The organism is Streptomyces sp. NPDC003077, from assembly GCF_040611095.1.
Taxonomy (GTDB): Bacteria; Actinomycetota; Actinomycetes; order Streptomycetales; family Streptomycetaceae; genus Streptomyces.
Genome location: NZ_JBEXNM010000013.1, coordinates 115,282 through 127,352 on the forward strand (window position 1 = coordinate 115,282; position 12,071 = coordinate 127,352).

At 73.3% G+C, this 12,071-nt stretch carries 6 protein-coding genes and 1 tRNA gene; 4 read left to right on the forward strand and 3 right to left on the reverse strand.

What is annotated here, in order from left to right:
- Positions 1–165: 165 nt before the first annotated feature.
- The gene (locus ABZX96_RS12260) at positions 166–1,647 is read right to left on the reverse strand and encodes a glycosyltransferase 87 family protein (RefSeq protein WP_355542155.1); all 1,482 of its coding nucleotides are present in this window, start codon (positions 1,645–1,647) and stop codon (positions 166–168) included.
- Between the two features lie 155 nt (positions 1,648–1,802).
- Here ABZX96_RS12260 and ABZX96_RS12265 point away from each other — a divergent pair.
- A tRNA-Ala gene (locus ABZX96_RS12265) sits at positions 1,803–1,875 on the forward strand.
- A gap of 413 nt (positions 1,876–2,288) precedes the next feature.
- Here ABZX96_RS12265 and ABZX96_RS12270 read toward each other — a convergent pair.
- On the reverse strand, positions 2,289–3,860 hold the full coding sequence (locus ABZX96_RS12270) for an NADH-ubiquinone oxidoreductase-F iron-sulfur binding region domain-containing protein (RefSeq protein ID WP_355542071.1): 1,572 nt from the start codon (positions 3,858–3,860) through the stop codon (positions 2,289–2,291).
- Complete coding sequence (locus tag ABZX96_RS12275; protein ID WP_355542074.1) at positions 3,857–4,951, reverse strand: hypothetical protein; 1,095 nt, start codon at positions 4,949–4,951, stop codon at positions 3,857–3,859. The genes ABZX96_RS12270 and ABZX96_RS12275 overlap by 4 nt, the downstream gene beginning before the upstream one ends.
- Before the next feature lie 1,017 nt (positions 4,952–5,968).
- On the opposite strand from ABZX96_RS12275, the gene leuS reads away from it, so the two are divergent.
- The 3 genes from leuS to ABZX96_RS12290 all read left to right on the forward strand — a co-directional run bounded on the left by leuS (position 5,969) and on the right by ABZX96_RS12290 (position 11,124).
- A complete protein-coding gene (gene leuS / locus ABZX96_RS12280) occupies positions 5,969–8,836 on the forward strand; it encodes a leucine--tRNA ligase (protein ID WP_355542077.1) in 2,868 nt (955 codons plus the stop codon).
- Positions 8,837–9,213: 377 nt separating this feature from the next.
- Positions 9,214–9,984, forward strand: coding sequence for a hypothetical protein (locus ABZX96_RS12285; protein WP_355542079.1), 771 nt, complete (start codon positions 9,214–9,216; stop codon positions 9,982–9,984).
- Positions 9,985–10,278: 294 nt separating this feature from the next.
- Positions 10,279–11,124, forward strand: coding sequence for a DegV family protein (locus ABZX96_RS12290; RefSeq protein WP_355542082.1), 846 nt, complete (start codon positions 10,279–10,281; stop codon positions 11,122–11,124).
- Positions 11,125–12,071: the final 947 nt, after the last annotated feature.

Sequence of the window (12,071 nt, forward strand, 5' to 3'; positions counted from 1 at the left end):
TGCGCAGGCGGGGCGGAGGGTGCCGGGCCCGTGGCATCCGCCGACGGGCGGGGCTCCCGTCGGGTCGCGGGCCTGCGGCTTCCGGGGTGGGCCGGGGCCCCGGCCGGTGGGCGGGTTTTCCGTCCGGGCCGTGGCTCCGGTGGTCCCGGTCGTTCCCCGCGTCGGTCAGGCGCCGGTGCGGGGGGCGGTGGCCGGGGCTTCGTAGGACGTACCGGCCGCCCGCCGCACCTGTAGGGCGGCCAGCGCGAGGAAGGCGAGGCCGGCGATCGGATACACGCCGGACAGCAGCATCTGGCCCGCGTTCTGGGCCAGTTCCTCGCGCTGGTGCCAGCGGTGCGGCACCCACCACAGCGCGTACGAGCAGAACAGGAGGGCGATCCCGGCGGTCAGCGCCCACCAGCGCCGGCCGCCACCGGGTCCGGCGGCGCCCTCGGCGAGGCTGCCGGGCCCGCCGCGCCGCAGCGCCTCGGCCCCGAGCACGATCAGCATCGGCACGCCCCACACCCAGTGGTGCGACCAGGAGATGGGGCTGATCAGCAGGGCGGTGGCCGCGCAGGCGACGACCGCCCAGGCGCGCAGCCCGCGCAGCAGGGCGGCGACCGCGATCGCCATCCCCGCCACCGTGACGACCAGCGCGGCCACCAGCCACGCGGCGCCGGGATCCGGCGCGTGCAGCAGCCGGGCGAGCGCGCCGCGCAGCGACTGGTTGGCGGTGATCCACACGTCACCGACCCGGTCGGCGGCGAAGACGATCTCGGTCCAGAAGCGGCGGGCGTCGTCCGGCAGGGCGAGGGCGGGCAGCAGGGCGGTGGCCAGGAAGGTCACGGTGGCCACGAGGGACTGACGCAGCCAGGGGTTCCAGGCGGCGCGCAGCCGGGCGCGGAGGGGCGGGGTGCCGCCCGGTGCGCGCCCGGCCGTGGCGGCGGGCCTGTGCGGGCTCTCCGGCCCCGCGGCGGGCGTCCCGGCCGTACGGTCCGCCGCCCGCGCCCCGGGACGCGTACGCAGCCGCTGGACGGCCCGTACGAGCCCGGCCACCGCCAGGAAGACGGCGAAGAGCGCCGGAGTGAGCTTGATCCCGGCGGCGATGCCGATGCCGACGCCCGCCCAGCGGTTGGTGTCCTTACGGGTGAGGTCCCACAGCACCAGGACGGCGATGAAGAGGTTGATCTGCCCGTAGCGCAGCGTCGTCCACACCGGCTCGCACCACACCAGGAGCGCGGAGAGCGCGAACGTGGCCGCCCAGTGGGGTATCCGCCGGGGGCGCCCCACCAGGCGCAGGGAGAGGTGGACGACGGCCAGGAGCAGCACCAGGTTGCCGGCGGTGGCGAGCGTGCGCATCAAGGGCACGTCGAACAGCGTCAGCGGCGTGAAGAGGAGGGCCGCGAAGGGCGGGTAGGTGTTGGGCAGGTGCGCCGAGGTGGCGACCATGTCGTACAGCGGTTCGCCGTTGCGCGCGGTCCAGCCCTCGGCCCGGTAGACCATGAGGTCGATCATCGTCACGCCCGCCAGCCGCTGGACGACCCAGAAGGCGGCGAAGGAGACGAGGCAGGCGACGGCCGCGGGCAGGAGCGGGCGCCGCCGCAGAAGGCTTCTCACGCGGGAGACGCCGCGGGGTTCGGCGGACTGTTCCAGCTCCAGCGCGGTCACGGCGTACGGCTCCCAGGACGAATCGGGCACGGCTCGCCGACAGTACCCCGGACCCTCCTTGGAGTCCGCTCCCGGGCGATTTGGCAAAAGCCCGGGGAAGCCGTGTAATGTAGTCGACGTCGCCGCGGGGAACCGGGGCGAAGACAACAGGACACGGGGCTATAGCTCAGTTGGTAGAGCGCCTGCATGGCATGCAGGAGGTCAGGAGTTCAATTCTCCTTAGCTCCACAGAAATCGAAGCGGGTCGTCCAGGCGGACGGCCCGCTTTGTTGTGCTGTTCGGTTGTGCGGGGGCGCCGACCCGTACGCGGGCGGGTGGTTCGTTCGTTCCGCTTCGTGGCTGGGGGACGGGGCGAGGCGGGGGTGTTCCGGGAATTCGCGGTGGCTTTGCCCGGGTTGGCCGGGCCTTTCTTCTCGGTGTTCTCGTGATGTGATCGCTTTGTTCCGGTCCGGGGCCGGGCGGCGTCGTTGTTCCGGGATGGTCCGCGTGTCGATTCCGCTTTGTTGTGACGTACTCCACAAGACGGGTGCGGGATACGGCCGTCGCTTATGCCTTGTGCCTCATGCTGTGCCTCATGCGTAATGCCGCGCGGAGAGCGCTTTTGCCGTTCGCCGTTTCGGCGTGAATGCGCGCGTCGCGGCTCACCGGTCTTCCAGGCGCAGGGCGAGAGCCGGGCAGCGGCGCACGGCGCGCTGGGCGCGGGTCCGCAGCCGTCCGGGGAGCGGGGCGTCCGCGACCACCGGGTAGCCGTCCCCGTCCAGGCGTACGGCCTCGGGCAGCAGCCCGGCGCACAGTCCGTGCCCCTCGCACAGCGTCCAGTCCACCGCCAGCCGCCCGCCCGCGCCCTGGCCGTCCCGTGTGCCGTCCGCTTCCGGGGCGGACAACGGCAGCACCCCGATCGTCTCCCGGCCGCAGCCACCGCCCAGGACGTGCGCGGCCAGGTCGTCGGTGAACGCCGTCAGCGCGGACAGCACGAACCGCGCCGAACCGTCCGGGTGCTTGCACGCGCCGCGCCCGCGTACGCCCTGCGCGGCTTGGCGAACGGCTTCCAGCGCCTCCCGCCCGCCGGCCAGGGTGCCGGCCAGCGCGCCCGCCAGGGAGGGCAGTCCCAGGCGGCACGGTCCGCACTGGCCGGCGGACTCGGCCGCCAGCCAGTGGGCGACCCGCAGCGTCTCCCCCAGGGGACAGGCGTCGGCGGGGAGAGGCAGCACGGCGCCCGCCCCGAGCGCGCCCCCGCGCGCCGCGAGCGCGTCGCGGGTGACCACGGCCTCGTACGCGGAGGCGGCGTCCAGCCAGGCCCCGTGGTACCCGCCGACCAGCACACCCGTAGGGGACGGGTCGGCCGCGCACGACTGGAGGATGTAACCCAGCGGCACCCCGCTCGGCGCCTCGACGACGGTGGGGGAGGGCACCGCGCCGGAGACGGTCAGAAGCAGAGTGCCGGGCTCTTCGGCCGTCCCGGTGGCGGCGTAGTGGCGGGCACCGAGCCGGGCGGCGACGGCGAGTTGGGCGAACGTCTCGGTGTTGGAGACGAGGGTCGGGGCGCCGCCGAGCCCCGCCTCGGCGGCGCGCGTCCGCCGCCCCGGGGGCAGCGGCGGGCCGCCGTCCGCGGCCCGGATCAGCGCGGACGCCTCCCCGGAGACGAACCTCTCGGGGAGGCGGACGAGCCGTGCGCGCAGCGCCCGGCCGCGTCGGCGCTCCTTGAGGCCACGCTCGGCCATCGCGGCCCTTAATGACGCTTCGGCCGTGTCCTTGGTCACGCCGACGACCAGTGTGCGGGCCCCGAGCGCCTCGGCGGCGAGCAGCGCTCCGTCCAGCACCAGGTGCGGAGCACGGCACAGCAGGACGGTGTCCTTGCGGCAGGCGGGTTCGCCCTCGCACCCGTTGACGACCACCGCGGGCGGGGTGCCGGTACGCCGTACCTGCCGCGCGACGGCCTCCAGTTTCCGTACGAAGGGGAAACCGGCGCCGCCCCGGCCGCGCAGGGTGATGTCCTCGGCCAGGGTGGCGAGCCCGCTGTGCGTGAGGGCGGGCAGGGAGCCGTGGGCGAGCAGGTGCGCCGTGCGGCCGAGGCGTTCGGCGTCGTCGAAGCCCGCGGTCAGGCGGGGGAGGCCGAGCGCGCGCACGGGCGGGGTGTCGGGGAGGGAGGTGGCCGGGGCGCCTAGGGGGTGGGGCGGCGCGGGGGCGAGGGTGTCTCGGTGGGGGGTGGTCATGAGGGGGCCTTGGTTCGGCTGGGTGGGGGTGGGGGGTCGAGGAGGTGGGGGGTGGTGTGGAAGGTGGTGGGGGAGTTCTGGGGAGCGGTGTGCGGGGTGAGTGGGGTCCCGTAGGGGATCTGCGGGGTGGGGGGAGAGCCGTAGGGGGCGTGCGGGGTGTCGGGGGCGGGCGAGGTGGGTGGGGGCCCGTAGGGGGTGTCCGGGGTGAGTGGGGGCCCGTGTGGGGTGTGGGGTGTGTGTGGGTCGGCTGGGGAGAAGGCGGGTGGTGGGTCGAGGGCTGTGGGGGGCGGCCCGTACGGGGCGACGGGGGCGGGGTGGAGTTCCTGGGGGTGTGGGGGCGGGGCGGGGTGCGTGGATGGGGGAGGCCCGTAGGGGAGGCGTTCGACGAGGGTCGGGGCGTCCTCCGGTGGGGGTGGAAGGCCGGGAGCGAAGGCCGGCTCGGCCGGACCGCTGACCGGAGGCGCGGCGTCCGGGGCCGGCCGAGCGGTGAGGGCCCGGCGCAGGGCGCGGCGGGCGCGGTACCGAGGAAGCAGGGCACGGACCAGGAGGGCGCCCGCGACGGCCGCCAGACACAAGGCGTAGGCCGCGGTGACCCAGCCCGAAGGGCTGCGGCCGGACCGCAGGCCGTGCAGCACGGCCAGGCACCAGGCCGGATACGCGCAGCCGTGCAGGGCGCGCCAGCGGCCGGCGGCGCGCCCCCGGCCGGCGAACGCGCTGCGCAGCGCGCCGGTGGCCGCCGCCAGCACCAGGAGATGGCCGGCCAGCCCTCCGAGCCCGATCAGCCACGGCGCGCCGCCCGGTGCGAAGGGGAGCACCGCGTCGAGCAGCCGCGCATGGCCCTCGGCGATCTTGACGGTGATGTGCACGAGGAGGAAGCCGAGCGCGGCGGTGGCCAGCGCCCGGTGCACGGCCTGCGCGCAGATCCTGCCGCGCGGTACGAGCAGGCTGCGATCGGAGGCGATCAGACCCCAGACCACCGCGGTGGTGAGGGAGACCAGGGTCAGCACGCCGCCCGCGTAGTCCGAGAAGGCGCGCAGCGGCGAGGCGGCCAGGAAGGGGAGGGCGAGGACCGCCAGGCCCGTGACGAGCACCGCCGGACGCCGCGGGTTCCGGCGGAGGCGTAGGCGTAAGCCGGAGTGGCGGCGTAAGCCCGGGCGGCGCCGGGCACGGGCGCGGCGCGGTCGGGCCGCGCGGCGGCCCCTGCGATGCGGTTGCATGCCGGAAAGCTAGGCGGGGCGGCCCCGGCACGGGACCGGGTTGCCGGAAGCGGGGCGGGGCGGGCGGGGCGCTGCTAGCGTCGGTCCGTTCGAGTCCCGGGCGTGGGCGGTGACGCCGGGATGCGGACGGTGCCGACGGGACGCGGACGACGCCGACGAGGGCGGAGGACCCGGGACCTCGTCCTCGGCCTGGTCTCCCCCGGCCCGGCTCCCAGGCGCGGAAGAGGACGCCGGGGGCGGACGAGGACTTCGGGGGCGGACGGGGACGCAGGGAGCGGGTCGGACGCCTTTAGAAGGGCTGGCGCCACGCCTTCCGGATGCGGACGCCGCCGCCGGAAGGCGGTCCCGAGTGTCACCCCAGGTGTGGACCACGACGCACGCCCTTCCTCGTCCCCGTAAGTGGTCCCCGGCCTGTAAGGGGCCCTCGGCTCCTAAGGGGTCCCCCGGCCCGTAAGGGGGCCCCCGACCCGTGATGGATCACTCGCCCCGTAAGGGACCTCCCGCAAGGCCGTCCGCAGCGATCTTCCATAGGGGCCATCCCGTAAGGGCCCCCATAGGGCCCTCCCCCAAAGCACGCACGCGTCTCATAAAGCCGGGCGGACCCTTCGCCCCGGCCCTCATGGAAAGGAGCCGGAAACCGGCCGAAAACCGGTCGGAACCACCCGTAGGAGAATCCTTTGCGCGGCTCCCGGGGGCCCTGCGGTACCCTGACGCCATGCGTGCCGTACGCCTTCTGCTTAGCGGGCCGCGCTGATCAGTACCGACCGGCGAGAGAATCGGTCGGCATCGGCGCGGCGTCCCCTCCTGTGCGAGGGGTCTTTTTGTTTCCGCATCAATTCGCAGTGTTCGCCGTAGCCGCAGGCAGAGACGATCGATGGAGCTTTGAGGACGATGAGCGAGACGACTTCGGCCGCCGAGGTGGCGGCCCCGCACCGCTATACGGCCGTGCTGGCCGCCGACATCGAGGCACGCTGGCAGGACTTCTGGGAGGCCGAGGGGACGTACGAGGCCCCGAACCCCAGCGGTGAGCTGGCCGGGGACCCGGCGGTGGTCGCACGGCCGAAGAAGTTCATCATGGACATGTTCCCCTACCCCTCGGGCGCGGGCCTGCACGTCGGCCACCCCCTGGGCTTCATCGCCACCGACGTCTACGCCCGCCACCTGCGGATGACCGGGCACAACGTCCTGCACACCCTGGGCTTCGACGCCTTCGGCCTGCCCGCCGAGCAGTACGCGGTGCAGACCGGCACCCACCCCCGGGTCTCCACCGAGGCCAACATCGTGAACATGCGGCGCCAGCTGCGCCGCCTGGGCCTGGGCCACGACAAGCGCCGCTCGATCGAGACGATCGACCCGGCCTACTACAAGTGGACTCAGTGGATCTTCCTGCAGGTCTTCAACTCCTGGTACGACGAGCAGGCGGCGAAGGCGCGGCCGATCGACGAGCTGGTCGCGCAGTTCGAGGCCGGTGAGCGCGAGACTCCCGACGGGCGCCCCTGGGGCGAGCTGAGCGCCGTCGAGCGCGCCGACGTCCTGGGCGAGTACCGCCTGGCGTACGCCTCCGACGCGCCCGTCAACTGGTGCCCCGGTCTGGGCACCGTCCTGGCCAACGAGGAGGTCACCGCCGAGGGCCGCTCCGAGCGCGGGAACTACCCCGTCTTCAAGGCCAAGCTGCGCCAGTGGAACATGCGCATCACGGCCTACGCGGACCGGCTGCTGGCCGACCTGGACGGCCTGGACTGGCCCGAGGCCATCAAGCTGCAGCAGCGCAACTGGATCGGCCGCTCCGAGGGCGCGCGGGTCGACTTCGCGGTCGGCGACGACAAGATCACCGTCTTCACCACCCGTCAGGACACCCTGTTCGGCGCGACCTACATGGTGCTGGCGCCGGAGCACCCCCTGGTCGAGAAGATCACCCCGGAGGCCTGGCCCGAGGGCACCCACGAGGTGTGGACCGGCGGGCACGCCACCCCGGCCGAGGCGGTGGCCGCGTACCGCAAGCAGGCCGCGTCCAAGTCGGACGTCGAGCGGCAGGCCGACGCCAAGGAGAAGACCGGCGTCTTCACAGGTGCGTACGCGACGAACCCGGTCAGCGGCGAGCCGGTCCCGGTCTTCGTCGCCGACTACGTGCTGATGGGCTACGGCACCGGCGCGATCATGGCGGTGCCCGCGCACGACAGCCGCGACTTCGCCTTCGCGCGCGCCTTCGAGCTGCCCCTGCGGTGCGTCGTCCAGCCGTCCGACGACCGTGGCACGGACCCCTCCACCTGGGACGACGCCTTCTCCTCGTACGACGCGCCGCTCGTCAACTCCGCCAGCGAGGCGATCTCCCTGGACGGGCTGACCGTCGCCGACGCCAAGGCCAAGATCACCGAGTGGCTGGCCGCCGAGGGCATCGGCGAGGGCACCGTCAACTACCGGCTGCGCGACTGGCTGTTCAGCCGGCAGCGCTACTGGGGCGAGCCGTTCCCGATCGTGTACGACGAGGACGGCGTCGCGCACGCGCTGCCCGAGTCGATGCTGCCGCTGGAACTGCCCGAGGTCGACGACTACGCGCCGCGCACCTTCGACCCGGACGACGCCGACACCCAGCCGGAGACCCCGCTGTCCCGCAACGAGGACTGGGTCAACGTCGAGCTGGACCTGGGCGACGGCGTCAAGCGCTACCGCCGCGAGACCAACACCATGCCCAACTGGGCCGGCTCCTGCTGGTACGAGCTGCGCTACCTGGACCCGGACAACGGCGACGCGCTGGTCGACCCGGCCATCGAGCAGTACTGGATGGGCCCGCGCGAGGGCCAGCCGACCGGCGGCGTCGACCTGTACGTGGGCGGCCAGGAGCACGCCGTGCTGCACCTGCTGTACGCGCGCTTCTGGTCCAAGGTGCTGCACGACCTGGGGCACATCGCCTCCAGCGAGCCGTTCCACAAGCTGTTCAACCAGGGCATGATCCAGGCGTTCGTCTACCGGGACCAGCGCGGCATCGCCGTCCCGGCCGCCGAGGTCGAGGAGCGCGACGGCGCGTACTACTACCAGGGCGAGAAGGTCAGCCGCGTCCTGGGCAAGATGGGCAAGTCCCTGAAGAACGCCGTCACCCCGGACGAGATCTGCGCCGAGTACGGCGCGGACACGCTGCGCCTGTACGAGATGGCCATGGGTCCGCTGGACGTGTCGCGCCCCTGGGACACCCGGGCCGTCATCGGCCAGTACCGCCTGCTGCAGCGGCTGTGGCGCAACATCGTGGACGAGTCCACCGGTGAGGTCACGGTCTCCGACGAGGCCGAGCCGGACGAGGAGATGCTGCGCGCGCTGCACAAGGCGATCGACGGCGTCAACCAGGACATGGCCGGTCTGCGGTTCAACACCGCCATCGCCAAGGTGACGGAGCTGAACAACCACCTGACCAAGGTGGGCGGCCCGCTGCCGCGCTCGGTGGCCGAGTCGCTGGTCCTGCTGTTCGCGCCGCTGGCGCCGCACATCGCCGAGGAGCTGTGGCGCAAGCTGGGGCACACCGACTCGGTCGTCCACCAGGACTTCCCGGTCGCCGATCCCGCGTACGTGGTGGACGAGACCGTGACCTGCGTCGTCCAGATCAAGGGCAAGGTCAAGGCCCGTCTGGAGGTTCCGCCGGCCATCTCGGACGCGGACCTGGAGGCGACGGCGCTGGCCGACCCGGCCGTGGTCGCCGCCCTGGGCGGCGCGGGCATCCGCAAGGTGATCGTGCGGGCGCCGAAGCTGGTCAACATCGTCCCGGCGTGACGGGCGCGGTCCGAGAGACGGACGCACTCTGAGAAGCCGGCGCGGCGGGCATGGCCCTGAGGTATCGGCGTGACGGACCCGGCCTGAGGTGCCGACGTGAAGGGAGCGTCGGCATGACGGCGGGATCGGCTCGGCCGGTTTGACCTGAGGGACGGCCGGAGCCGGTCAGCGGCCGGGTGTGTGCGGCGTTCCGGTGTGGACGTCGTTCCGGTGCCGGTCCGCTCCATCGGCTTGGGGGTCATCCCTGGCGGCTAGGGGATATCCACTACGGGCAGGTTGGGGGTTCAAATGAACCCACCGACCTGCCCGTGCCGTTTACCGTGGAGGGGCGGGGGCGAACGACGTTGCCCGCGTCGTCGACACTTTGAGGAGAGTCCATGGAAGCCGTGATCGCGATCCTCGGGCTTCTGTTCGTGCTGTTCGTGGTCGCGGGCGTCCTTTTGACGGTCAAAGCCGTCAAAGCGGCCAAGCGGGGGGTCGACCGCACGGTCGCACAGGCCCGCAGGACGGTCGAGGACACCACTCTCAGGGCGCGGCAGTTCGCCCAGCCTGGCGTGCCGGCCGAGCTGGCCCAGCTCCGGCTGTCCCTGCGGACGTCCATGCGGGCCACGCAGGAGGCACTGCGCGCCGGAGCGGCCGAAGACCCGTCCCTCCAGGAGGCGCTGGCCCTGTTCGAACGCCTCAGCGCGCACGGCCACGAGCTGGACGACCAGCTCAAGCGCCTGGAGCGGGAGCCCGACAAGGTGAGTGTGGCGGCCCGGCTGCCGGAGCTGCGGGAGCGTACGGAGCGGATCACCGAGTCCGCGGAGTCGCTGCGCTGGGCGGCGCGGGACCGGGCGCGCAAGTTCGCGGACGACGACCTGACGACGCTGCGCGAACAGATCGACGTCGAGGCGGGGGCGCTCCGCCACTGGGTCGACGACCCGTTGGCGGGGTCGGGCAAGGGAGCGCCGGGGAGCGCGGCGCCGTCCGCCGGGGCAGGCGCGGCCCCGGGTTCCGCCACCGGTGCTTCCGGGACCTCGCCGGGTGCTGGGGCGATGAGGGACTGGGCCGCGGACGAACCGCCGGCCATCACCGCGAAGGACCCGCGCAGCCGCATCGCGTACCCCTGGGAGGAGAAGGCACGCCGCACGGAGGGGACGGCGTAAGGAAGGCACGGGGGCGGGTGGGGCCCGGCCTGTCCTGGCTTGTGGGCGGGTCGGCTCTGAGCGCGCGGACAAGGGGGCGGTTGGCTTCGTTCCAGCGTGAACCGGGGCGTGGTCGGCTTTGGGTTTGGCTTTGGGGCTGACCTCGGCTTGCGCTTCGGCTTGCGCTTCGGCTTTCGCCGAGGGGCCGGGACGCCCGGACACCTGTCTCATAGCCCTGCGCGGCAGGAGCCGGTGGATCTTCCAGAGGGTGCCCGCACTGTCGGGCACCGGCATCGCCCGGATAACCTCCCAGTCATGTCCCGCCATGTCGCGATCGTCACCGATTCAACGGCCTACCTGCCGCGGCCGGCACTGGAGCGCCACAGCATCACGGCGGTGCCGCTGACCGTCGTCCTGGGGGACGAGGCCCTGGAAGAGGGCACGGAGGTCTCCGCGCGGTCGGTGGCCCAGGCGCTGCAGAAACGGCGACCGGTGACGACATCCCGGCCGAGCCCGGAGACCTTCGCCGCCGCCTATCGGGCGGTCGCCGCCACGGGCGCCGAGGGCATCGTCTCCCTGCACCTGTCGTCCGAGTTCTCCGGCACCTACGACGCGGCGGTGCTGGCGGCCAAGGACGCGCCGGTACCCGTACGGGTCGTGGACACCGGCATGGTCGCCATGGCGCTGGGTTTCTGCGCGCTGGCCGCCGCGGAGACCACCGAAGGCGGCGGGGACATCGACGACGCGGTGGCCGCGGCCGAGAAGCGCGCCGAGCAGACCTCCGCCTACTTCTACGTCGACACACTGGACTACCTGCGCCGGGGCGGACGGATCGGAGCGGCGCAGGCGCTGCTCGGCTCCGCGCTGGCCGTCAAGCCGCTCCTGCAACTCGCGGACGGGCGGATCGAACTCCTCGAAAAGGTGCGGACGGCCTCGCGGGCCATCGCACGCCTGGAGGAGATCGTCGCCGAGCGGGCGGGCGAGGCGCGGGTGGACATCGCGGTGCATCACCTGGCGGCGGCCGAGCGGGCGGACACGCTGGCGCAGCGGCTGCGCGAGCGGTTGCCGGCACTGGCCGAGCTGCACGTGAGTGAGGTGGGAGCGGTGATCGGTGCCCACACGGGACCGGGGCTGCTGGGCGTGGTGGTGTCGCCGCGCTGACGTCGGCCGGCGAATGAGCTGATCGGTGAGTTGATCGGTGAGGTAGCCGGTTGGGTGGAGCCGTCGCTTGCGGACCGTGTTCGCCGTGGGTGTGCGAGACACGGTGGAAGTTCACGTTCCGGTGACGGGGTTATGCACAACCAGCCGGTAATCCAGGGTATTTGACGGTGGTCGACGCGATGTCCGTGCGAGGGTCTAGCGTCGGTCGACATGACGCAGACATCACTCTCCGTGAGTACGACTTCCGGCGCCGAGACCACCGCGACATCCCGACACCACCGGTCGAGCCGCACGCACCCGCGCAATGGCCTTCGTCTCGGCTCCGGGTTCCTCCGGGGGACGCGGGGATGGGCGCGGGGGCCGGGTGGCCGCAGAGCGGAGGCCGCCGCCGCCACCCGGGCACGGGCGGAGGCGATGTTCGCGGCGCCGGGTGAGCGGGCGTCCCCGGGGGCGGATGGCTTGGGCTTCACGGATACGGGCGGGCTGGTGGGGGTGCGTTCGCCGGACCCGGATCGGATGGCCGCGGTTGGCTCGGGTGGTCGTACAGAGCGTCCGGGGTCGCACCGAAACCAGCCGCTGCACCGGGACGGGCGGGCGGAAACCGGCTCGGGGAAGGGCGCGAGGGGCCCGCTGGCAGACGGCGATCTGCCGGTGGAGGGCGACGCGCGGGACGGGGACGGGGACACGGACGGGGATGGCCCGACAGGTCACGGCGGTTGGACGGACGGGGCTGACCTGCCGGGGTGGGACGACCCGAGAAGGGCGGACGAACCACCGGGCGGGAACAGCCCGCTGGATGGGGACGATCCGCCAGAGGGGCGCGGTTTCCGGCGTGGGGACGACCTGTCGGACAGGCGCGACTTCCGGGGCGGGAACGACCCGCAGGACGGGCGCGGTCCCCGGGATAAGGCCGACCCGCAGGACAGGCGCGGTTCCCGCGACGGGGA

Excerpts from the sequence above, each read along its gene's own strand:
- ABZX96_RS12270 (WP_355542071.1), bottom strand. The coding sequence starts at position 3,860 with ATGACCACCCCCCACCGAGACACCCTCGCCCCCGCGCCGCCCCACCCC.
- leuS (WP_355542077.1), top strand. The coding sequence starts at position 5,969 with ATGAGCGAGACGACTTCGGCCGCCGAGGTGGCGGCCCCGCACCGCTAT.
- ABZX96_RS12290 (WP_355542082.1), top strand. The coding sequence starts at position 10,279 with ATGTCCCGCCATGTCGCGATCGTCACCGATTCAACGGCCTACCTGCCG.
- ABZX96_RS12285 (WP_355542079.1), top strand. The coding sequence starts at position 9,214 with ATGGAAGCCGTGATCGCGATCCTCGGGCTTCTGTTCGTGCTGTTCGTG.